27 protein-coding genes are annotated in these 20,029 nt (G+C 47.3%); 16 read left to right on the top strand and 11 right to left on the bottom strand.

Annotated elements, in window-relative coordinates; genetic code table 11:
- Nucleotides 1-162: 162 nt before the first annotated feature.
- The 7 genes from J2W69_RS02730 to J2W69_RS02760 form a co-directional block, all read right to left on the bottom strand.
- Nucleotides 163-975 carry a BON domain-containing protein gene (locus tag J2W69_RS02730; protein ID WP_310274320.1) on the bottom strand — a complete coding sequence of 271 codons (813 nt, stop codon included), beginning with the start codon at nucleotides 973-975 and terminating at the stop codon, nucleotides 163-165.
- 19 nt (nucleotides 976-994) lie between these two features.
- Nucleotides 995-1,342, bottom strand: coding sequence for a hypothetical protein (locus J2W69_RS02735; RefSeq protein WP_310274321.1), 348 nt, complete (start codon nucleotides 1,340-1,342; stop codon nucleotides 995-997).
- A 124-nt stretch (nucleotides 1,343-1,466) separates the two neighbouring features.
- Nucleotides 1,467-1,778, bottom strand: coding sequence for a BON domain-containing protein (locus J2W69_RS02740; RefSeq protein WP_310274322.1), 312 nt, complete (start codon nucleotides 1,776-1,778; stop codon nucleotides 1,467-1,469).
- 102 nt (nucleotides 1,779-1,880) lie between these two features.
- Nucleotides 1,881-2,027, bottom strand: a complete 147-nt coding sequence (locus tag J2W69_RS02745) for a lmo0937 family membrane protein (RefSeq protein ID WP_008899486.1) — start codon at nucleotides 2,025-2,027, stop codon at nucleotides 1,881-1,883.
- Nucleotides 2,028-2,181: 154 nt separating this feature from the next.
- A complete protein-coding gene (locus J2W69_RS02750) occupies nucleotides 2,182-2,595 on the bottom strand; it encodes a PRC-barrel domain-containing protein (RefSeq protein ID WP_310274325.1) in 414 nt (137 codons plus the stop codon).
- Nucleotides 2,596-2,688: 93 nt separating this feature from the next.
- Complete coding sequence (locus tag J2W69_RS02755; RefSeq protein ID WP_310274327.1) at nucleotides 2,689-3,420, bottom strand: Crp/Fnr family transcriptional regulator; 732 nt, start codon at nucleotides 3,418-3,420, stop codon at nucleotides 2,689-2,691.
- Nucleotides 3,421-3,809: 389 nt separating this feature from the next.
- A complete protein-coding gene (locus J2W69_RS02760; protein ID WP_310274329.1) occupies nucleotides 3,810-4,538 on the bottom strand; it encodes a Crp/Fnr family transcriptional regulator in 729 nt (242 codons plus the stop codon).
- A gap of 187 nt (nucleotides 4,539-4,725) precedes the next feature.
- Between J2W69_RS02760 and J2W69_RS02765 the strand changes: the two genes are divergently transcribed.
- Both J2W69_RS02765 and J2W69_RS02770 read left to right on the top strand, forming a co-directional pair.
- Nucleotides 4,726-5,367, top strand: a complete 642-nt coding sequence (locus tag J2W69_RS02765) for a DUF4142 domain-containing protein (RefSeq protein ID WP_310274331.1) — start codon at nucleotides 4,726-4,728, stop codon at nucleotides 5,365-5,367.
- Nucleotides 5,368-5,474: 107 nt separating this feature from the next.
- Nucleotides 5,475-5,843, top strand: a complete 369-nt coding sequence (locus J2W69_RS02770) for a hypothetical protein (protein WP_310274333.1) — start codon at nucleotides 5,475-5,477, stop codon at nucleotides 5,841-5,843.
- A 57-nt stretch (nucleotides 5,844-5,900) separates the two neighbouring features.
- Here the strand turns inward: J2W69_RS02770 and J2W69_RS02775 are convergent, their stop codons facing one another.
- The 4 genes from J2W69_RS02775 to J2W69_RS02790 all read right to left on the bottom strand — a co-directional run bounded on the left by J2W69_RS02775 (nucleotide 5,901) and on the right by J2W69_RS02790 (nucleotide 7,881).
- The gene (locus J2W69_RS02775; RefSeq protein ID WP_310274335.1) at nucleotides 5,901-6,629 is read right to left on the bottom strand and encodes a Crp/Fnr family transcriptional regulator; all 729 of its coding nucleotides are present in this window, start codon (nucleotides 6,627-6,629) and stop codon (nucleotides 5,901-5,903) included.
- Between the two features lie 139 nt (nucleotides 6,630-6,768).
- The gene (locus J2W69_RS02780; protein ID WP_310274338.1) at nucleotides 6,769-7,062 is read right to left on the bottom strand and encodes a hypothetical protein; all 294 of its coding nucleotides are present in this window, start codon (nucleotides 7,060-7,062) and stop codon (nucleotides 6,769-6,771) included.
- On the bottom strand, nucleotides 7,059-7,481 hold the full coding sequence (locus tag J2W69_RS02785; protein WP_310274340.1) for a phage holin family protein: 423 nt from the start codon (nucleotides 7,479-7,481) through the stop codon (nucleotides 7,059-7,061). Before J2W69_RS02785 ends, J2W69_RS02780 begins: the two co-directional genes overlap by 4 nt.
- A 49-nt stretch (nucleotides 7,482-7,530) precedes the next feature.
- Nucleotides 7,531-7,881, bottom strand: a complete 351-nt coding sequence (locus J2W69_RS02790) for an ElaB/YgaM/YqjD family protein (protein ID WP_310274342.1) — start codon at nucleotides 7,879-7,881, stop codon at nucleotides 7,531-7,533.
- 322 nt (nucleotides 7,882-8,203) lie between these two features.
- Here J2W69_RS02790 and J2W69_RS02795 point away from each other — a divergent pair, with 322 nt between their 5' ends.
- The 14 genes from J2W69_RS02795 to J2W69_RS02860 all read left to right on the top strand — a co-directional run bounded on the left by J2W69_RS02795 (nucleotide 8,204) and on the right by J2W69_RS02860 (nucleotide 19,693).
- The gene (locus J2W69_RS02795) at nucleotides 8,204-8,623 is read left to right on the top strand and encodes a DUF4398 domain-containing protein (RefSeq protein ID WP_008899497.1); all 420 of its coding nucleotides are present in this window, start codon (nucleotides 8,204-8,206) and stop codon (nucleotides 8,621-8,623) included.
- On the top strand, nucleotides 8,620-9,483 hold the full coding sequence (locus tag J2W69_RS02800; RefSeq protein WP_310274346.1) for an OmpA family protein: 864 nt from the start codon (nucleotides 8,620-8,622) through the stop codon (nucleotides 9,481-9,483). The genes J2W69_RS02795 and J2W69_RS02800 overlap by 4 nt, the downstream gene beginning before the upstream one ends.
- A 28-nt stretch (nucleotides 9,484-9,511) precedes the next feature.
- Complete coding sequence (locus tag J2W69_RS02805) at nucleotides 9,512-9,790, top strand: hypothetical protein (RefSeq protein WP_310274348.1); 279 nt, start codon at nucleotides 9,512-9,514, stop codon at nucleotides 9,788-9,790.
- 130 nt (nucleotides 9,791-9,920) lie between these two features.
- The gene (locus J2W69_RS02810; protein WP_310274350.1) at nucleotides 9,921-10,463 is read left to right on the top strand and encodes a ferritin-like domain-containing protein; all 543 of its coding nucleotides are present in this window, start codon (nucleotides 9,921-9,923) and stop codon (nucleotides 10,461-10,463) included.
- A gap of 23 nt (nucleotides 10,464-10,486) precedes the next feature.
- Nucleotides 10,487-11,137 carry a BON domain-containing protein gene (locus J2W69_RS02815; protein ID WP_310274352.1) on the top strand — a complete coding sequence of 217 codons (651 nt, stop codon included), beginning with the start codon at nucleotides 10,487-10,489 and terminating at the stop codon, nucleotides 11,135-11,137.
- Nucleotides 11,138-11,368: 231 nt separating this feature from the next.
- Complete coding sequence (locus J2W69_RS02820) at nucleotides 11,369-12,151, top strand: putative hydro-lyase (protein ID WP_310274354.1); 783 nt, start codon at nucleotides 11,369-11,371, stop codon at nucleotides 12,149-12,151.
- Nucleotides 12,152-12,162: 11 nt separating this feature from the next.
- Complete coding sequence (locus tag J2W69_RS02825; protein WP_310274356.1) at nucleotides 12,163-12,894, top strand: 5-oxoprolinase subunit PxpA; 732 nt, start codon at nucleotides 12,163-12,165, stop codon at nucleotides 12,892-12,894.
- Nucleotides 12,891-13,592, top strand: coding sequence for a 5-oxoprolinase subunit B family protein (locus tag J2W69_RS02830; RefSeq protein WP_310274358.1), 702 nt, complete (start codon nucleotides 12,891-12,893; stop codon nucleotides 13,590-13,592). The genes J2W69_RS02825 and J2W69_RS02830 overlap by 4 nt, the downstream gene beginning before the upstream one ends.
- Nucleotides 13,592-14,536 (top strand): 5-oxoprolinase subunit C family protein, encoded by a 945-nt coding sequence (locus tag J2W69_RS02835; RefSeq protein WP_310274360.1) that lies wholly within the window; start codon nucleotides 13,592-13,594, stop codon nucleotides 14,534-14,536. The genes J2W69_RS02830 and J2W69_RS02835 overlap by 1 nt, the downstream gene beginning before the upstream one ends.
- Entirely contained in the window at nucleotides 14,533-15,381 is an 849-nt protein-coding gene (locus J2W69_RS02840; protein ID WP_310274362.1) for a glutamate cyclase domain-containing protein, read from the top strand. The genes J2W69_RS02835 and J2W69_RS02840 overlap by 4 nt, the downstream gene beginning before the upstream one ends.
- An 18-nt stretch (nucleotides 15,382-15,399) precedes the next feature.
- Complete coding sequence (locus J2W69_RS02845) at nucleotides 15,400-16,257, top strand: aminotransferase class IV (RefSeq protein ID WP_310274364.1); 858 nt, start codon at nucleotides 15,400-15,402, stop codon at nucleotides 16,255-16,257.
- Nucleotides 16,258-16,363: 106 nt separating this feature from the next.
- Nucleotides 16,364-17,989 carry a methyl-accepting chemotaxis protein gene (locus tag J2W69_RS02850; protein WP_310274366.1) on the top strand — a complete coding sequence of 542 codons (1,626 nt, stop codon included), beginning with the start codon at nucleotides 16,364-16,366 and terminating at the stop codon, nucleotides 17,987-17,989.
- A gap of 15 nt (nucleotides 17,990-18,004) precedes the next feature.
- Nucleotides 18,005-19,153 carry a DUF418 domain-containing protein gene (locus J2W69_RS02855; RefSeq protein ID WP_310274368.1) on the top strand — a complete coding sequence of 383 codons (1,149 nt, stop codon included), beginning with the start codon at nucleotides 18,005-18,007 and terminating at the stop codon, nucleotides 19,151-19,153.
- A gap of 60 nt (nucleotides 19,154-19,213) precedes the next feature.
- Entirely contained in the window at nucleotides 19,214-19,693 is a 480-nt protein-coding gene (locus tag J2W69_RS02860; protein WP_310274370.1) for a MarR family winged helix-turn-helix transcriptional regulator, read from the top strand.
- The last annotated feature ends 336 nt before the right edge of the window (nucleotides 19,694-20,029 follow it).

A 20,029-nucleotide genomic window follows, 5' to 3' on the forward strand; every position in this document is an offset into this window, starting at 1 on the left:
TGCGGATCTGTTGGATAAATGCGAAAGAGAAGGTTCGGCGAGGAAAAAATCAAAAAAAATTAGCTAATACCTGGATTAGAGTACTAGCTAATTCATGCTGTCACAGGTGCTGCTTTGGGCCATATCAGCAGCTGTAACCGCAAAATCGTTACTTAAAACACGTTATTTAAAGGTTAAACTGCCAGCCTTTACGCTTTGCACACCTTTGATATTTTCAGCCAGTTGCACGGCCAGAGCTTTTTCAGAGCCACTGTCAACCAGGCCTTCAAGAGTCACCACACCTTTGCTGGTGTTGACCGCAATGTCCGAGCCGTCGACATTACGGGAGTACATAAAAGTGGATTTAACCTTGGTGGTGATCCAGCTGTCTGCCATCACAGTACCGGGTTTGGATTTGTTATCCGGGTTGACTTCTACCGTCAGTTTATTGTCCACCGACATTACGCCGCGGGTGGTCATGGCTAAATTTCCCGCCAGTTCAACTGCTTCTTTGGTTTCCGCAGTTCCTGTTAAGGTCACCATGCCTTTTTTTGTGGTGATTTTAGTGCTGCCGCTGTCGACGTAGCGGCTCCACATCAATTTAGATTTCACTGCTGCGGTAACGCTGGCATCGTCAATAATTTCGGCATAACTTGGACCAGCTTTACGCACTGGTGTCTGGTAGTTTTCTTCGGTGATCATCTTGTTATCAACATCGCTGACACCTTTTACGCCTTGGGCAATTTCGGTGGCCAAATCTTTGTTTACATCACTTTCTACTTTGCCTGTGATAGTGGCTTTACCATCTTTCACTGCGACACTGATGTCATCGTGGCGTAAATAAGGGCTGAGCTGATAGGTGGTCAAAATTTGACTTTCCAGCCGTGCGTCAAGCAGGTCCTGCCTGGCTTTGTTGTCTTGAGCCAGCACTGGAACTGATAAACTACTGAGCATCAGTACCAGTAAGGCGGAATGTTGTTTTTTTATCAGTTTCATCTGGCTTTCCTTTGTTGAATTAACCGCGATTATCGATAAAGTTCTTCACTTGCTTATCGGCATCCGGTCGACTGATGGAGTAACGCGTTTGCACCAGTTCAGATAATTTAGCCGGTTCGCCTGCTGATTTTTTCAGCTCGCTTTCGGACAGCTTGCTCCACACTTTATGTGCAGCGCCGACACGTTTTTGCCAGGCATCATCTGTTGTTTTGTTTTGCTGTGGGCTGGTCAGGCCCTGGCTTTTTTGTGTGGTTGCAGCTGTTGACGCTTTAGTCGTTTTTGGATCTTTTGTTGTTGTGGTCGTAGTAATAGGTGTGCCGGCAATAATAGGACTGATCTTCGCTGTTTTATCTTTAGATGTAGTCATTAGTATTCTCCTTGACCTGTATGCTTCTGCGAAAGTGCAAAGCATGCAGGGGGGTGACGCTTAACTAAAGTAGGAGGAATCAAAGCGCACTTCAGTGCGCTGCCGCGCTAAAGTAAGAAAAAGCTTATTTAATACGCATGTCGTCTTTTACCGACGTTACGCCAGATACGTTACGAGCCAGCGTAATAGCGCGGTCTGCATCAGCACGCGAATTAATAAAGCCACTGAGTTGCACTGTGCCCTTGAAGGTTTCGACGTTAATCTCAGCCACTTTTAAGCCTTTTTCGCCCAAAAATGCCGCTTTCACCTTAGCGGTGATCACTGTGTCGTCGACATACTCGCCTGTGCCTTCAGAGGTACGGGTAGAAGCACAGCTCAGGCTGCCAAGGACTGTCACTGCCAGCAAGGTCGCCAGCAATAATGGTTTAATAATCATATGTATTCTCCAATAAAGGTTACTTTGTTCAGACCCCAAAAGGGCTGGTTCACTGGGCAACCTGAGTCAATAAAACAGCAGAATAATGCCGGGGTTCTGTGGTCAGAGACGGCGTCTTTGCACTATACGCAGTACAAAAAGCACCAGGGCAACAACCAGTAACAGGTGCAATGCCCCCCCCAGCGAATAGGATGAAACCATGCCCAAAAGCCATAAGATCACCAGCACCGCAACAATAGTTTCTAACATGAAGTACTCCATATAGTTGGCGAAAAGCCTACTTTGAGGGAAGTGGTTTTAGTCGTCTGTGCGTTGGCGTACTTATAATGAAAAAGCCCTGAAATCAGGGTTCAGGGCTTAGCTTGTTGATACCATCAGCACTCTTTCATCAGGCGCTGTGCAATCAGTTGGTTCTGTTGTAGTAGCTATGGATCAGTTCGCGCCATGTATTGTCGACCATATCCGGCCAGTTATCTTTATCAAAACCAGGCGCGTTCTCTAACCTGTCTTTATCAATGTCCAGTTTAAATCTTTTGTTTTCCGTATCCAGGATCAGTGCATTCCATGGCACCGCAAAGAGTTTTTCACCCATGCCTAAAAAAGAGCCGAAGGACAATACGGCATAACTGACTTTGCCGTCCTTCATATCCAACATCAGTTCTTTGATATCACCCACTTTTTCTTCATGCTGATTGTAGACATCATTACCTATCAGGGTTTCGGCGCCCATCAGGCCAGGACCAGGGCCCTGATTACCATGTTCAGGCAGGTTACTGGTTTTATAAATGCCATATTGGTCTTTATCGTTGTAATTCACTGAGAACTCCTTGAGGCTTTCGCCTGAGCTGCCGGCGCAGCGGCATCATACCGGACCCCGAGTCTGCCCCGTTCAGGGCGTAGCTTCCGTTCGTCAACGAACAAAGCCGGTATTTGGATAAGGTAAGTCAGGTAAAAAAAGCTGCTGCTTGTCGAGTAAATCGCGGTAACAGCTGCAGCAGGCTTTCTCCAGTGCGGCTCGATTTAAAATATGAATTTGGCCTCTGTGGTAATCGATGATTTTTTTTTGTAACAAAGAGCCTGCAGCTTCAGTCACGCTGCTGCGTCTTACTCCTAACATAGAGGCTAAATACTGGTGGGTCAGAAAAAATTGATCGCCGCCAGCTCTGTCGTGGGTCATTAACAGCCAGCGGGCCAAACGGGGTTCAGTTTCATGGTAATGATTGCAGCAGACTAAACGGGTCAGTTGGACGACATAAAATGCCAGATACTGTTGCATCAATTGCTGTAATTTAATGCTGTGCTTCAGTTCAGAGACAAAAACCTGGGTTTCAATCTGCAAGGCTGTACCATCGCCCTGAACTACAGCCTGTACAGGCGAAGCATGCACACCCACACAAGATAAAACGCCGAGCATACCTTCATTGCCAATTAAGCCAACCTCTAAGCCTTGATTGTGCTGCATCGACGTCAGAACGGAGATAAAACCCGACAAAGGAAAGTAAACATAACCACAGTTTTTTCCTTCTTCGCATAACAGCTGGCCAAATTCCATCTTGATGGTTTTGCTGTGTCGCATGACCGCTTGTTGTTCTTCGTCAGACAGTTGTTGCAAAAGTTTGTTGTGCGGTTGGTCTGTATGCATCAGACGCGCCTTGTTAAGGAGTACTAAATTCTATTCTGTTTGATTCGATTGCAGATTTCTGTTCGCCACAGCACTAAACTTTGGTGTCAGAGCGCTGACGCACAGAAGCCTCTTGCGGCATTGTGTCAGGTTGAATCTTTATTTGAAGCAGGCTTACTTATGATCATCCGGAACTATAAAAAGAAAGAAGGTACAACGGACAGAACAAAGGCTGTGTTATGAAGAAACAACCCGCTGCTGTACCGTTGGTAACAGCCCTTGTGCAGCTTGAAAAAAGCAGGCCCTGTTTAAGTCCTGCTTTTATGCAAAAACTGCGTCGCCGGATAAAGCGAAGCAGAGCCAGAGGTCAGTCAACCCAGACTGACTGATCTGTTTATCCGGGGGGAAGGTCAGGCGTTGGCAGGGCTTTTGGTCCATGGCAATAAACGGTCTGACTCTTTACGCACTACGGCATAACATTCACAACTTAAGCTTTCAAGTTTGGCGCGATTAAGCACCTGTATATGACCCCTGTGGTATTCAATCACCCCTAAACGTTGTAAACGTCCGGCCGCATCTGTGACTCCTTCACGACGCACCCCCAGCATATTGGCAATCAGCTCCTGCGTCATTTTCAGTTCATTGCTTTCCAGTCTGTCGAGCGACAATAACAACCAGCGACACAATTGCTGGTCAATAGAGTGATGGCGGTTACAGACCGCAGTTTGTGCCATTTGAGTGATCAGGGCCTGGGTGTACCTCAAAAATGTATGCAGCAGAGCGCCATGGCGATGAAATTCATCTTTTACACGTTGTGCCAATAAACGATAGGCCTGACCAGCGCTTTGTACTATGGCCCTGCTGGTGGTGCTGTCGCCGCCCATAAAGAGTGCGACACCAATTAAACCTTCTTTACCCACCACCGAAATTTCGGCAGAAGCGCCACTTTCCATCACATACAACAAGGAGACGATGGAATTGGTGGGGAAGTAAATGTAACGCAGGGTATCGCCGGATTCATACAACACTTTGCCAAGAGGCAATTCAACAAATTCCATATGCGGATACAATCTTTCCCGAACTTCGGCAGGCAGGGCAGCCAGCAGATGATTCTGCTGTGGGCCTTTTAAATGAGGCATCCAAAACTCCATGTATTAATCTACGGTCAACATTGACCAGCATTAGCATCATCTGATTCTTCTGCGCGGTCTGTACGGCGCCGTACAGAGAATTTTTTTTCCGTGAAATTAATTTTTGAGTCAAAGGTTTAACTGTTTTTTCTGATGAAAAATAACAGCGACCCGATCCGTTCCGGAGTTGCGGTTTTTGCCATTCAATGTTCGATACCATACTGAAACCTGTGTTTTTATTCGCCAGTATGGGGTTCGCTCTGGTAGCCCTGTTGTTGGTTATCTTTCCGAATTTAAAATTAATCCAATGAGGTATTCAATGATGAACATGAACAGAATTCTATCCACTGGTGCTCTGGTATGTATCTTAGGTGCAGCATCAAGCCTGGCTTTTGCTGCGGACAAAATCGATGCCGACGACTTTGTGGAAGAAGTATCTGCAAAAGGCATTGCAAAAATAGAGGGCGCAAAAATGGCGCAACAGAAATCAAGCTCTGCTGATATCAAAGCCTTTGCCCAAACAATAATTACTGATCATTCAGCCGCTAACGCCGAACTCGCAGGTATTGCAAGCAAGAAAAACCTTGAGGTATCTGATGAAGCAGAACTGAGCAACAAAGCGAAAAAATTCATGTTAGAACAACGTGATGGTGAATCCTTTGATAAAGGTTATGCAAAAAACCAGGTTGCAGCACACGAAGACACTATCGAATTATTCCAGCGGGCTACGCTCTCTGATGATGTTGAGATAGCAGCTTTTGCGACTAAAACCTTACCTAAACTGCAAAATCATTTAAAAATGGCGAAAGAGTTGGCCGCAACACACGATAAGGAATAAACACAGGCATTGCTGCTGGCAAGTCAGGGCTGCTGGCAGTTCATGCCTGACCACTATAAAACTGAGCCTGTGCTGAAGCAGGTGTGAGAGTCTGTAGGGGAAGTGTGATGGCTGCTGGCAGCAAAGAAAAATACACTAAAGATCAAAGAAAAAAAGCAACATACCTTGAAGAAAACGAGGAAGAAAAAGCAGTTCCTTACAAAAAAAATCAGCCTGTGGCCCGCCCGACTATAAAAAAAGGATCCGGTGCTGATGAACTCGCAGCATCAGGTACCAGAGCTGCTAAAAGGGAAAAGCATACGAAGCGGAAAAACTCAGCAAAAAACGCCGATAAAACGCAGCTTAGCCAGGCTGAACCAGGCAGATTAGAGCAAGAGCCTATTGACACCTTGCGCAAAAAAGCCCGAAAAAAGCATATCAGTGGCAGTTCATCTATGACTCAGCTTGAGCTGATACACGCATTACGAAGCCGCTGAGCATGTCCGGGGCCACCAGGGGCAAAACTTAGCTAAAACGAAGTATGAAACCCAAGGTTAAACTTTGTCTGTGTATTTGGCCCAGGCTAATAAACGGTCTGATTCTTTACGCACTACGGCATAACATTCACAACTTAAGCTTTCAAGTTTGACCCGGTTCAGCACCTGTATACGACCTCTGTGGTATTCAATCACCCCTAAGCGCTGTAAACGTCCGGCCGCGTCTGTGACTCCTTCACGGCGCACCCCGAGCATATTGGCTATCAGTTCCTGTGTCATCACCAGTTCATTCCCTTCCAGCCTGTCCAGTGATAACAACAACCAGCGGCACAATTGCTGGTCAATAGAGTGATGGCGGTTACACACGGCCGTTTGAGCCATTTGAGTGATCAGGGACTGAGTGTAGCGAAGTAAGGTATGCAGCAAAGCGCCATGGCGATTAAATTCATCTTTTAAGCGTTGGCCCAATAAACGATAGGCCTGGCCCGCACTTTGCACTATGGCTCTGCTGGTGGTGCTTTCGCCGCCCATAAAAAGAGCGACACCAATTAAACCTTCATTCCCCACCACCGAAATTTCGGCAGAAGCGCCACTCTCCATCACATATAATAAGGAGACAATAGAATTGGTGGGGAAGTAGACATAACGCAATGTATCGCCGGATTCATACAAGACTTTGCCCAGAGGTAATTCAACACACTCCATATGGGGTAATAATCGTTCCTGAACATCGGCAGGCAGGGCAGCCAGCAGATGGTTTTTCTGCGCTCCTTTTAAATGAGGCATCTGAAACTCCATGTATAAATTTAAGGTAGAGACCGATCGACCCCAGCTTCAGCGGTTCCGGCCCTGAAGTCTGTACGTCGTCGTACATAGAGGTCTGTGCGAATTAAATGAGTCTGTGATCCACAGATGTAGACGGCAACTATTCCTGAGTGTTACGTTTTTTTTTCAACCAGTGCTGGCCCAACGTCAGAGCAACAGACCAGAGTAAAGCCGACTCTTTGCCATGAAGTTTATTTTTCAGTCCCATCAACCAGGGGGCGGCACCTGACAGCTGTTGTTGTAACAACCTCATGCCCAAACTGCGGGGAAATTGATCCGCCTCTTGTTGCAACTGTGGTCCTATGTATTGCTGGATCAACAGGCGTTGTTGTGCCATTTTCTGGCGTAGCAACAGGATCTGTACCTGCAGGGGTAATTCCTTGTCTGCATTCATACCTGACGCCTTAACAGCTGAAGGTCGGTTTTTAGCTCCTGATAACTTGTGCTAAATGCACTCTGGCCTTTTTTGCCTAAGCGCTGGATGATAAAAAAACAGGCTGTGGCTAATAAGGTAAAAAACACCGGCAAAGTCCAGATGAATAAGGTAAAGCTTTCGTTATTTCTGTTCAGGTACAGCAAAGCAAAACCTGCAAACAGGAAGGCCAAAAACACAAAACTGATGCTCAGCACACTGTAGAGCATGATCCATTGCAAACGGCGCTTCTCCTGCTGCCATTCCAAATGCATCAACTGCCCATGTAAACCCAGTTGTGTGATCAGTTGCGGACTGGCTTTATCGAGCAACCAGAGCCAGCGGGCAGGATCAAAACCAACTGAGCCTGTGTTGGCATTTTCCATTTCAGGTGTCGACATGCAAACTCCATTTAGAAAAACCGACCTCAAAGGGCCGGCGTACGTCATGTTATTTAGAACCTGAACCGCTACAACGGGCGACGAAAGCGCCTAATATGAAGCTGGCGGCTGCACAGACAGCAATAGACTGCCATGGCTGCTGGTGTACATAACGGTCTGTTACTTCAGCGGAGTGACGTGCTTTGGCGGCAAAGTTATGACCTATATCTTCCACTGAGGCTTTGGCTGTCGCCACACGTTCAGTCAGCTTTTTCTTGGCTTGCTCAAATTCCGCTCCGGTTAATGAAGTGGTGGTTTTGAGTAAATCTTCGATGTCAGCAATAAAATTGTGGAATTCATCGGTTAACGCCGGGCCGCTCAGGCTTGAGTTTGGAGCTGCGCCATCGGTACGAGTTGGCATAAATACATCCTTTTATGGGGTGGCAATCTGGTCCCTGAAAAATCTTAACTTCAAATCCTTTTGCTCAGAGTGAAGGGCCAGACTATAGCACCTAAACACTGCTGTATGTGGGTCAGAGCACAAAGCAGCTAATTAACTTTGTTTTAAATTGTTATTGTTGTCATTTTTACATTAAAAGTAACTGTTTTATATGAGCGCCAGCGCACCGATCACTGTGATTTTATGGTTCAGTATGCAAAAACAGGCAGGCTCGTATCGGCTGAGTTTCAGGAAGAGCTTTGCTGTTTGTTGTTGTTTTTTGATTATTGATCAGGGAGTTACCATGTATCTATCCACGAATTTATCTTCGTATTTCTCAAGTCGCTATCCATCTGTCCGCAACACTGTATTGATGTTAAGCCTGACAGCCGTACTTGCCTCTTGTGCATCAGCACCAGAAGCACCTGTAGGCCAAATTCAGGCAGCAGAACAAGCTATAGCAGCGGCTGAGCGCATCACAGCAAGTGATTACGCCTTACCTGAGTTGCTGGAAGCCAGGGCTGATTTAGTGTCAGCCCGCACCGCAGTACAGAATGAAGACATGCTGGCGGCCAGCCGCTATGCCGAGTTATCCAAAGCTGGTGCTGAACTGGCGTCAGCCCGTGCCGGTGAAGGGAAAGTCCGTGCTGTGATTGACGATATGCAAAAGAATATCGATGTGTTGAAGCAGGAAATGCAACGTAAAACAGGACAAATGCAATGAAAATTCTGACAGGTACTACCCCAATCCTTGTGTTGGTTGCTGGTGTGATGACCTTATCTGCCTGTAGTTCGAAGGTGGAGAAACCTGAAGGATCCTACGCTGTCAGGCAAAAACTGACTGCATTGCAGGCCGATCCTAATCTGGCCAACAGAGCCGTATTGCCAGTACAGCAAGCCGCAACCGCCGTATTAGCCGCTGAGCAGCCAACGAAAGACAAAGCTCTGGCCATGTACAGAGTCAAGCTGGCGGATAAAAAAGTGGAAATAGCCAAAGCTGTGGCCCAAACCAGTTATCTGGATGAGCAATACAAAACCTTAGGTGCACAACAAGCAGGTGCACGGCTGGATTCCAGAACTCAGGAAGCCGATGCGGCCCGGTATGAGGCCAAATTGGCCAGGCAGGATGCAACCACAGCTCAGGCCGAATCAGAATTGGCCAGACAACAAGCTCTGGAATTACAGCAACAAATCGCAGACCTGAATGCAAAAGAAACCGAAAGAGGCTGGGTGGTCACTTTGGGTGATGTGCTGTTTGATACAGGCCGTGCTGAGCTCAAAGAAGGTTCACTGAACAATTTGTCGAAACTGTCCGGCTTTTTAAATCGTTATCAGGATCGCACTGTGCAGATTGAAGGCCATACCGACAGCATTGGCAGTTCAGAGTCTAATCAGGGCTTGTCAGAGCGCCGTGCCAATTCGGTGCGCCGTTATCTGGAAGCTCAGGGCATTGCCTCTAATCGCTTAACGGCCAGAGGTTTAGGCGAACATGCACCGGTCAGCGACAATGATTCTGCCGCCAGCCGTCAGCAAAACCGCAGAGTAGAAGTCATTATCGCCAATACAGCTGCAGCACCACTTTAGTCTTCAACAGACTACAGGAGCTTTGTTGATGAAAAACCGTAATACACCACAGGATCAGGCAGCGCTATCCGCTGCCGGGTCTTTGTCTGATCAGCAACAATTATGGTTGCTGGATCTGGATGCAGCGCAGCAATGCTGGACTAAATTATCCAGAGCCGACTTGCTGCAATCACAAGGTATGCCCCATAGACTAAGCCGGTTGTTACAGGAACACTATGCGTTGTCCAGGGAACAGGCTGATCACCAAATCAGCAGCTTTAAACAAAGCTGTCAGCGCTCGCCAGACCAGCCTGAACATCAGAAATAAATCCTTAAATCAATCAGATGGTTTAAAAGTCCATCTGATTTGTCATTTTTTGTCAATTTAGTGCGTTAACGCACATTCGGTTTGATTTTTGTACAGTAAGTTAGCTGCCATGGTCCAACAGGAAGTGCTTATGAGTATGGAAATTACCAAACATAAAGTATTACGCCAGCATGCCAGACAACATCTGGAAACAGGTGCTGTTACTCATAGCTATCAGGCCGGGCGTCGTGATCTGGTGTCTTTATTAAATGCTGCTTTAGCTTCTGAGCTCATTTGTGTACTGCGCTATCGCAGCCATTATTTTTTAGCCAAAGGTATTCATGCCTCTGCAGTGGCCGCAGAGTTTTTACACCATTCCAATGAAGAATTACAGCATGTGGACTGGCTGGCGGCGCGCATAGTGCAATTGGGCGGCGAACCTGATTTCTCCCCACAAGGTGTCATTGAACGAGGCCAATCCATATTTGGCACAGGTCAGAATTTATATGAAATGATCAAAGAAAACCTGATTGAAGAGCGGGTGGCTATTGATCATTACAAAGAGGTGCTGGGGTTTATTGGTGACGATGATCCCACCAGCACTGCGCTTATCCAGAAGATTTTACAAACCGAAGAAGAGCATGCCAATGAACTGGCCAGCTTATTATGGGGGCTGCCGGAGCAGCACAATTAGACAAAGCACCAGGAATGGAATCGATGAAATCAGATCAACAATTGGCCTTGGATATTAAAGCAGAACTGAAATGGGACAGCGCTGTGCAGGCCGACCCTATTAGTGTTTTGGTCCATGGTGGCATTGTGACCCTATCAGGCAGAGTATCTTCTTTGGCTGAGCTGTGGCATGTGCAATGCGCAGTACACAGAGTCTATGGTGTGCAGTCGCTGGATAATCAGCTGGTGGTTTCGTTGCCTCATCAGCATGTGTATCAGGATGTTGATTTAACCCGGGTGGCTGAAGCTGTACTGCAGTGGTCCAGTCATGTTCCTCCCCATGGTATCGAACTTACTGTATCTATGGGCTGGATCCACTTAACGGGTGAAGTGGCTTTTGACTATCAGCGCCGCGCTGCGACTGAAGCTTTGCGTTCTCTGGCTGGAGTACGTGGTGTAACCAATCAGATCCGTTTAACGCCCAGAAATTTGGCTGGCACGGTAAAAAAAGATATCGAAACCGCTTTGGCACGACAAAGCCGAAAAATGGAAACAGCCATAGTGGTTGAAGTGATAGAGTCTGATGTTGTGCTGACGGGCACAGTCAATAGCTGGTCCGAACATGATAAAGCATTAGTGTCAGTCTGGAGTACGCCAGGCGTGTCCCACGTCACCGACCATATATACGTGCTGTAGCTGAGCATTTTTGTTTACAGTAGTCTCAGCCGATGCCTTTTGTCAGAACCGGATTTTTGGCTGTTGCCTGCGGAGCACTTCGGTGCTCTTTTTGTTTTTACCGACCGGGCTATTCTGAGCTTTTATGGGCCTGAGCCGGATCTGCTTTACTTTGCCTTTCGCAGTGCAGACTTGGGAAGGGACACTAAATCCGCTAGTATGAACTCATCTCTCATTTTTCAGGCAGCAAAGATGGATCTGCTTACGCCATACCAATTACGCCAACAGATCAAAACAGGCCAGTTTCAGGGGCAGACCAGCGGTTTAGCTTCAGGCTATGTGCAGTGCAATATGGCAATAGTGCCTCAAAGCTCTGCTGCTGAGTTTTTGCTGTTTTGCCAGCGTAATGCCAAAGCTTGTCCTTTAGTGGCTGTGTCTGAACCCGGGCAATTTTTACTGCCTGAATTGGGGCTGGACCTTGATCTTCGCACCGACTTACCTTCTTACCGGGTTTTTAAGCAAGGCGAACTGGTGGACGAAGTGCTGGATATCCGGGCTTTATGGCGGGATGATCTGGTCAGTTTTTTAATTGGCTGCTCTTTTTCTTTTGAAGAGGCTTTGCTTGCTGCCGGATTAGAAATCCGGCATATCAGCGAAGGCAAAAATGTCCCTATGTACAACACTCAACTGGCCTGTGTCAGCGCCGGGCGTTTCTCTGGCAACATGGTAGTCAGTATGAGGCCTATGAAGCCTGCGGATGCAATACGAGCCATTCAAATTTGCAGTCGTTTTCCAGCTGTGCACGGCGCTCCTGTGCATTTTGGCGACCCGCAGGCTATTGGTATTTCTGATATCCGATCACCGGATTATGGTGAAGCGGTCAGCATCAAACCAGGTGAAGTACCGGTATTCTGGGCTTGTGGTGTCACGCCTCAGGCGGTGATTAAACAAGCCAAACCAGATTTTTGTATTAGCCACAGCCCTGGTCATATGCTGGTGACCGATCTTTTAAATTCTTCTTTAGCGAGTTTTTAATGAAAGCTGTTATGAAACTGAACTGTGATTTAGGCGAAAGTTTTGGCGCTTATCAAATGGGGCTGGATGCAGAGGTGATGCCGCTGATTGATCAGGCCAATATCGCCTGTGGTTTTCATGCTGGCGATCCGACAGTACTGGTAAACACCTTAACTTTGGCTAAACATCATCAGGTGGAGATTGGTGCTCATCCGAGCTACGACGATAAACAGGGTTTTGGTCGCCGCTCGGTAAACATGGCGGCTGATGAGTTAAAGCATTTACTCTGGTACCAGATAGCTGCAGTGGATGGGGTGGCAAAAAGCCTTGGGCTGGAGCTGAGTTACGTCAAACCCCATGGCGCTTTGTATAACGATATGATGGCAAGCCCGGCTTTACTTGAAACCCTGATGCAGGCGGTTGCCAGTTACCATAAACCCTTAAAGCTGATGCTTTTGGCCACAGGCTCTGCAAAACAACATAAGCAGTTGGCAGAGCATTACAAGCTTGAACTGCTGTTTGAAGCTTTTGCTGACCGACGTTACAAAAAAGATGGTTCGTTAACACCCCGTAGTCAGGCGGGCAGCGTACTGGATCATCAGGCCGCTTTAGTGCAAGTACAGCAGTTATTGCACAGTGGCACAGTGCAAAGTGATACAGGGCAAACAGTGGCTATTGAGGCTGATACCTTGTGTGTGCATGGTGACAATCCCGCAGCACTTGCCTTAGTGCAGTCCATTCGTCAGTTACTGGCTACAACATGATCCAACTGGAACTGGCCGGTGAAAATGCACTGATCCTGTATTTATCGGCAGAAATATCGGCGCAGAATCTTTCACAGCTTCAGCAGTTACAACACCAAATCCGCAGCCTGCTTGATAAGCAACTGCAGGAGCTGTTGCCCTCTTATGCTTCATTGCTGATTGTGCTCAAACCTCAGCATCAAGGGCTGCTGGCTATTAAAACTATGCTGGAACAACAGCTAGTACTCTGCGCTGCCAGTACTGAGCAGCTAGGCCAACTGCTGACTTTACCTGTGTATTACCACAATGCCTGGGATCTGGACCATGTTGCTCATAAGGCAGGCTTAACCACAGAGCAGGTGATTGAACTGCATCAGGCTGAAGAGTACAGAGTGTACGCCATAGGTTTTGCACCGGGTTTTGCGTATTTGGGTGAATTAGACGCACGCCTTGCCACAGCACGATTAAAAAGCCCACGCCCTAAAGTGCCCAAAGGTGCAGTTGCTATTGCAGACCGTCAAACCGCTGTCTATCCGGCTGAGTCACCAGGGGGCTGGAATATTTTGGGTCTATGTCCAACGTCATTATTTGAACCTGAACATGCCGGTACGGCAAAGCCCTTGATGCCTTTTGCCGTGGGCGATAGAGTGCGTTTTCAATCCATCAGCAGAGAAGAGTTTTTGGCTTTGGGTGGCCAGTTGCCGCAGGAGCTGTGCTGATGTCTGCTTTTGTCGTGTTAAAAGCCGGAGTACTAGCCACTTTGCAGGACCAGGGCCGTTTTGGTTATGCCCATTTGGGATTAACTCAGGGCGGGCCTGCAGATTATGCCAGCTATCGTATCGCCGATTTGTTGCTGCAAAACCCAAATCCCAGCTGTCAGATTGAAGTCTCCGTAGGTGGTTTTAGTGTGCTGGCATTAACAGACACTGTGTTTTGTGTCACTGGTGGTGCTATGCCTCTGACAGTAAACGGTCAGCCTAAAAACTTATGGCACACTCATCGCATTAAAAAAGATGATGTAATTGAACTTGGTTTTGCCAAATCCGGCTTGCGTTGTTATCTGGCCGTAGCCGGAGGTTTTAAACTGCCAAAAGATTTCGGCAGCAACAGCACTGTGCTGCGGGAGAAAATCGGAGGCATTGGCGGAGCTGCATTAGAGCCAGGCCAGTTTTTACCTGCTGCTTCAGTCTACCGGCCTTTATTGTGGGCTTTGCCTGAGAAACTCTGGCCTGATTATTCTGCACCGCTGGAACTTGGCCTGCTACCTGGTTATCAGCAACATTGGTTTGACGAGTCTCAGTGGCAGCAGCTGTACAGTACCGACTATCAGGTGTCCGCTTTGTATGATCGCATGGGGTATCGCTTGCAAGGTGATCCACTGTTATACCAGCCAAGGGCTTTATTATCCGAAGGTATTTGTTATGGCGCAGTGCAATTGCCACCTGATGGTTTACCTATAGTGCTGTTAAACGACAGACAAACCTTAGGGGGGTATCCTAAACCCGGCGTTGTTCTGGCGCGGCATGCGGCCGCTTTAGCTCAGTGTAAGCAAGGCCATCCGATCCGTTTTTACCCTGTATCACCAGAGCAGCTTAAAGCTGAACAGATGCAACAAGGCCGCTACTGGGCTGAGCTTGCTATGGAATTCCGGAGTCTGGTTTGAAAGATTTGCTACCACTCAGCCAACAGATAGAGCAGATGCTGGTGCGGCAGAATGTACGGGGGATGGCGACCTTATTGCCTTATCTGAAAGCAGGTTCTTACTTAAGAGCCGCTCGTTTAATCGCAAAAGCAAAAGGGCTGGTGCTGATAGGCACAGGTTTTCCGGTCGGCGATAGTTTCGAAACCGACGGACCTGTGGGGGCTATTGTTTTGTATCAGCTTGTCGAAAAGCTGGGGGCCAGAGCTATGCTGGCCTGTGGTGATCCGTTGTTTTCTGCGCTAAAAAACGACTATGCCTGTCTGGAGTTACCGGTAAACAGCGTCGATGCGGCAGCATTTGCCCTGAAGTCGTTGCAGCAATTAACCCCTGAATTAATTATTTCAATAGAAAGACCAGGTTTGGCCGCTGATGGTCGCTATTACAATATGCGGGCTGTGGATATCAGCGCCCGCTGTGCCAACTTTGATGTGTTTTTTCAGCAGGCCAGCTGTCCGACTATAGCGATTGGGGATGGTGGCAATGAGATTGGCATGGGAAATATTTATCAGGCTCTGTCGCAGTTGGCTATTACACCAGCGGTAACGGGCTGTGATGAATTACTGCTGGCTGATGTATCCAACTGGGCGGCCTATGGACTCCTGGCTTTGGTATCCGCAATCAAAGATGCAGAAACAGGCGAGGGCTGGTTGCTCGATTGTCAGCCTGCAGAGCTTTTACAGTATTTAGTCAACCGGGGTTGTGTTGATGGTGTGACAGGCCTTGCCAGTATCACCGAAGACAGTTTGCCGCCAGAACATGCCATGCAGTTAATTCGCGACTTACAACAACTTTGTTTTGAAATTTAAGAAACTACAGGAACAACCATGAGTGTGGTCTATTTAAACGGGCAATTTATGCCTGCAGAGGACGCAAAAATCTCGCCGATGGACAGAGGCTTTTTATTTGGTGATGGCATTTATGAAGTGATCCCATCTTATGCCGGGCTTTGTGTTGGGTTTGCCGCTCATATTCAGCGTTTACAGCAAGGTTTAGCTGCGCTGGAGATCCGCTGCACTTTAACAGCACAAGACTGGAAAGAGTTGGTACAACAACTGATCCAACAAAACGGCGCTGGTAATCTTGGCATTTACCTGCATGTCAGCCGTGGTACTGACAGCAAAAGAGCCCATGCTTACCCGCAGGATATTTCGGCCACTATTTTTGCTTATTGTTTTGATATAGCAGCTGAACCAGAAGCGGATATCGACAAAGCGCCACGTTATAAAGTGATGACCTCCACAGATTTGCGCTGGCAGCGCTGCCATATTAAATCTACGGCTTTGCTGGGGAATGTAATGCATCATCAGCAAGCTGCGGCTTTGGGGTTAAACGAATGTATTTTGTTTGATCAGCAGGGCTTTTTAACCGAAGGCAGTTCCACTAATGTGTTTATTGTCAAAAACGACGTTGTGATCACACCGCCCTTGAGTTCTCAGATTTTACCCGGTATTACCCGTCAGTTGCTGCTGAATATGTTGCGTCAGCACAGCACTATCCAGGTGGAAGAACGACCTGTCAGCAAAAACGAAGTGCTTTGCGCCGATGAGGTTTGGCTCACCAGTTCCAGTAAAGAAGTGGCAGCTGTTATTGAGGTTGATGGCAAAGCTGTAGCTAACGGCGAGCCTGGTACTTTATGGCTTCAGGCTCAGCAGTTGTTTAGCCTGTACAAATACGAGGAATGAAAGTAAATGCGCCGTAAGTTTTTGAGTTTTTATGTAATTAGTCGCCTATGCTTTTTAGTGGCAACAGAGTTTTGTTAGTTATTACCGCAACATAGGATGGATAGGTATGTTTTTAAGGAATTATAAAATTGGTGCCCGCTTATTGGCTGGTTTTGCTGTATTGGGTGTACTGGTGCTGCTGCAAGGCAGTATGGCGCTGATGAATATGGCGCAAATGCGCACTGTGGCTGCTGAAATTGAAAGTAATACTTTGCCCAGCCTGGATAGTCTGGCGACGCTGAACTTAAGCATGATGCGGGTTCGGATCTTTACTTTTCGTCTGATGCTGGCTGAGACTGAAGCACAAAAAGCTGAATATCAGGCAGCACTTGATAAAGTCCGGGCAGAAGTGACAGCAGCCCAGCAAGCCTACGAAAAACTAATCTCTATTGATGGGGAAAGGGCTGTTTATCAGCAGTTTATTTCAGCTCAGCAAGAATACTTTACCGGTCAGGGCCTTTTGTTACAGGCATTAGAGGCCTCAGACAAAACTGAAGCCACTCGTATCAGCAATCAGGAGTTAACAGGTCATTCGGACCGGATGACCCAGGCTTTGGTGAAGTTGGCGCAGATGAATAGTGAATACTCAGGGCAACAAACAAAGTTGTCTGCACAGAGCTATGAAACCAGCAAGATCCTGGTGATCTGTGCAATTTGGATTGGCGTAGTGGTGAGCATTTTCATTGCTTTGTGGATGACCCGCAGTATCACCACGCCGATGATAGAAGCCGTTGTTGTGGCCGAAACCGTAGCGTCAGGCGATTTAACTCAAAAAATAACGGTCACAGGTGAAGATGAAGCCAGCCGGCTGATGGCGGCTCTGCTGAAAATGCAGCATAACCTGCGGGACGCGATGAGCCATATTTCCAACTCTTCGAATCAATTAGCGTCAGCAGCAGAAGAACTGAATTCAGTGACTGAAGATTCGTCTCGTGGTTTACAGCAACAAAATGATGAAATTCAGCAGGCTGCCACTGCCATTACACAAATGAGCTCTGCTGTGGATGAAGTGGCGCAAACCGCAGTTCACACCTCAGAGCAATCCACTGAGTCGGCTAAAATGGCAGTGCAAGGGCAGCAGCAAGTGGATGAAACTGTGACTGCTATCCGCGATATGAATCAGGATGTGGCTTTAACTTCAGAACTTATTCAGGGCCTGGCGGTGCAATCGCAGGATATAGGCAAAGTGCTGGATGTGATCCGTGCTATAGCTGAACAAACCAACTTACTGGCGCTGAATGCGGCGATAGAAGCTGCCCGGGCAGGGGATGCAGGTCGGGGTTTTGCTGTGGTTGCGGATGAAGTGAGAGCTCTGGCTCACCGTACTCAAACCTCTACCCGTGAAATCGAAGAGATGATTGCCAAAATTCGCAGTGGTACTGGTGATGCAGTGAATGCGATGAAACACAGCAGTGAAAAAGCAGGCTATGCGCTCACAGTGGCTCAGGCTGCAGGTGAGGCTTTGACCATTATTACCCAGCGGATTAATAAAATCAGCGACAGTAATCTGGTGATTGCAAGCGCAGCCGAAGAACAAGCGAAAGTAGCTCGTGAAATAGACCGTAATATAGTGAATATCAGTGATTTGGCCGCACAAACTGCAGCAGGCGCCAATCAGACCAGCGCTTCTGCTCATGAGTTATCCCGCTTAGCTGTGGATTTAAATTCGTTGGTCACGCGCTTTAAAGTATAAACAGAGGTTGTTTGCATGGACGCAGTATCCCCATTGTCAGCACGAATGCATCTATTTGATGCACTGCGTGGTTTTGCCGTGCTGATGATTTTATTTGCGAATGTGTTTGCCTTTGCTTATCCACTTGAACTGGCAGAAAAGGCCGGACTTTCAGACGCTATGCCGTTGCTATCCCAGTTGCAGTATCAGCTGTATCTGCTATTGATCCGGGGTAAATTTATCAGTCTGCTGACCTTGTTATTTGGTGCCAGTTTGTATCTGTTGTGGCGTCAATCCTGTGAGTCCGGGGCCAGGCTTCAAGCCAGAATGCTGGCTTTGTTGCTGATAGGGTTTTGCCACGCCATTTTTATCTGGTCGGGTGATATTTTGCTGATGTATGCCGTGGTGGCATTGGGCTTATTATGGCAGCAGGTGTTGCACTGGACGCCTGATCAGCAACTTCGTTATGCCAAAATTTATCTGGTTGCCGGATTGATTATTCCGGCGCTGCTCTGGCAGGGCCCGTCTGGACAGACTATTACTCCGGAAGAGATATCCCAACTGATCACACTTTATACCGGGCCTTACCTTGGGCAGTTATGGCAACAAATTCAGTATGTCGGATTGATTGCACTGGATTTGTTGCTGGTAAGTTACTGGTGGTGTGGTGGCATGATGTTACTTGCGATCTGGGGCATGCAGTCAGACTGGCAGCTCTTATTAAAAAAGCACTTTTATACTTTATTGCTGCTGGCATTTGGTTGTGCTTTATTGCCACTGCTCTGGACTGGGCTCGCAGTTCAAGGGCAAATTCCTTTGCCATTTCAAATCGTCTCTGACTTATGTTTTGCTTTGATTTACATCAGATTATTTATGCTGATTGCGCCTGCTTTACCAAAAATGATTGAACTGCTCAGGCACTGCGGCCGCTGTTCTTTGTCTTTGTATCTTTGGCAGTCCCTGCTGATGGTGTTGCTGTTTCGTTGGGTTTATCCAGAGTGGTTTGGTAGCCTGGACAGGTTAGCTTTGACTGGTATTGCCGCCGGTTTTCTGGCACTGCAGCTTCTTTGGGTGCAGCTGTTTTACAAAAAGGGGCATTTATGGTGGTTTGAGCAGCTCTACCGGCGACTTAGTGTGGCGCTTGAAAACAAAATGGCACTGGCAGAAACACAGAGAAGAAGTTGACCTTTAACAGCATGCTGATTAACCTTGCGGTTTATTTATTCCGGCAAAGGCATTATCAGCATGGCGAATTCTTCCGATCAAAGCACTACAGCCCTGGATCCAACCAGCCAAAAAGCATTACATTTGGATCAGCAGCTGTGTTTTGCTTTGTATTCCACCTCTTTAGCTATGACCAAAATGTACAAACCTTTGCTCGATACCTTAGGTTTGACCTATCCGCAGTATTTAATCATGCTGATTTTGTGGCAGAACGATGGTCTGGCGCTCAAAGACGTGGGCGAGCAGCTGCACATAGACTCAGGGGCTTTAACGCCGGTGATTAAACGTATGGAAGCTATGGGCTTATTGATCCGCACCCGTAATCCACAGAGCGAACGTACACTGGAAATCCGTTTAACTAAAGCAGGCTGGGCCATGCGTGAGCAGGCTGTGCAGGTGAATCGTACTGTAGGGTTAAGTTGTGGTTTAGCGGAAACTGAAATCCATGCGTTACGGCAGGAATTGATAGAGCTCAGAGCTCAGTTAACTAAAAAACTATAAATACTAAAGCGATAGGAAGGGGCCTTTTAGGCCCTTTTTTTTATTTTTAAATTCAAGCTAATCAACAGCTTAAAAAATAGTTGGTAAAAAGTTTAAGATTAAACTTGCGAAATAATAGTTATCGCAATAATATAATCACAAGTCGGGGCAAACAGCTGGTTTAACAGCAGTCAAATGACCAGATACAGAAGGTAGAAAAGAGTTCTTAAAGAGTAAAGATTAGGTCCGTAAGGACTGGCAGTAACAGAAGTAAAACCGGGTGAGTTCACCCATTTTTTTAAATCATACAGTTATCGCGATAATACATATCGCAAACAAACTTAACAGAGGAATACA

It is taken from the genome of Rheinheimera soli, assembly GCF_031457405.1.
Taxonomy (GTDB): Bacteria; Pseudomonadota; Gammaproteobacteria; order Enterobacterales; family Alteromonadaceae; genus Pararheinheimera; species Pararheinheimera soli_A.

Coding starts and splice junctions, on each gene's coding strand:
- J2W69_RS02730 (WP_310274320.1), bottom strand. CDS start 975: ATGAAACTGATAAAAAAACAACATTCCGCCTTACTGGTACTGATGCTC.
- J2W69_RS02735 (WP_310274321.1), bottom strand. CDS start 1,342: ATGACTACATCTAAAGATAAAACAGCGAAGATCAGTCCTATTATTGCC.
- J2W69_RS02740 (WP_310274322.1), bottom strand. CDS start 1,778: ATGATTATTAAACCATTATTGCTGGCGACCTTGCTGGCAGTGACAGTC.
- J2W69_RS02745 (WP_008899486.1), bottom strand. CDS start 2,027: ATGTTAGAAACTATTGTTGCGGTGCTGGTGATCTTATGGCTTTTGGGC.
- J2W69_RS02755 (WP_310274327.1), bottom strand. CDS start 3,420: ATGCATACAGACCAACCGCACAACAAACTTTTGCAACAACTGTCTGAC.
- J2W69_RS02760 (WP_310274329.1), bottom strand. CDS start 4,538: ATGCCTCATTTAAAAGGCCCACAGCAGAATCATCTGCTGGCTGCCCTG.
- J2W69_RS02770 (WP_310274333.1), top strand. CDS start 5,475: ATGGCTGCTGGCAGCAAAGAAAAATACACTAAAGATCAAAGAAAAAAA.
- J2W69_RS02775 (WP_310274335.1), bottom strand. CDS start 6,629: ATGCCTCATTTAAAAGGAGCGCAGAAAAACCATCTGCTGGCTGCCCTG.
- J2W69_RS02780 (WP_310274338.1), bottom strand. CDS start 7,062: ATGAATGCAGACAAGGAATTACCCCTGCAGGTACAGATCCTGTTGCTA.
- J2W69_RS02785 (WP_310274340.1), bottom strand. CDS start 7,481: ATGTCGACACCTGAAATGGAAAATGCCAACACAGGCTCAGTTGGTTTT.
- J2W69_RS02790 (WP_310274342.1), bottom strand. CDS start 7,881: ATGCCAACTCGTACCGATGGCGCAGCTCCAAACTCAAGCCTGAGCGGC.
- J2W69_RS02795 (WP_008899497.1), top strand. CDS start 8,204: ATGTATCTATCCACGAATTTATCTTCGTATTTCTCAAGTCGCTATCCA.
- J2W69_RS02800 (WP_310274346.1), top strand. CDS start 8,620: ATGAAAATTCTGACAGGTACTACCCCAATCCTTGTGTTGGTTGCTGGT.
- J2W69_RS02805 (WP_310274348.1), top strand. CDS start 9,512: ATGAAAAACCGTAATACACCACAGGATCAGGCAGCGCTATCCGCTGCC.
- J2W69_RS02810 (WP_310274350.1), top strand. CDS start 9,921: ATGAGTATGGAAATTACCAAACATAAAGTATTACGCCAGCATGCCAGA.
- J2W69_RS02815 (WP_310274352.1), top strand. CDS start 10,487: ATGAAATCAGATCAACAATTGGCCTTGGATATTAAAGCAGAACTGAAA.
- J2W69_RS02820 (WP_310274354.1), top strand. CDS start 11,369: ATGGATCTGCTTACGCCATACCAATTACGCCAACAGATCAAAACAGGC.
- J2W69_RS02825 (WP_310274356.1), top strand. CDS start 12,163: ATGAAACTGAACTGTGATTTAGGCGAAAGTTTTGGCGCTTATCAAATG.
- J2W69_RS02830 (WP_310274358.1), top strand. CDS start 12,891: ATGATCCAACTGGAACTGGCCGGTGAAAATGCACTGATCCTGTATTTA.
- J2W69_RS02835 (WP_310274360.1), top strand. CDS start 13,592: ATGTCTGCTTTTGTCGTGTTAAAAGCCGGAGTACTAGCCACTTTGCAG.
- J2W69_RS02845 (WP_310274364.1), top strand. CDS start 15,400: ATGAGTGTGGTCTATTTAAACGGGCAATTTATGCCTGCAGAGGACGCA.
- J2W69_RS02850 (WP_310274366.1), top strand. CDS start 16,364: ATGTTTTTAAGGAATTATAAAATTGGTGCCCGCTTATTGGCTGGTTTT.
- J2W69_RS02855 (WP_310274368.1), top strand. CDS start 18,005: ATGGACGCAGTATCCCCATTGTCAGCACGAATGCATCTATTTGATGCA.
- J2W69_RS02860 (WP_310274370.1), top strand. CDS start 19,214: ATGGCGAATTCTTCCGATCAAAGCACTACAGCCCTGGATCCAACCAGC.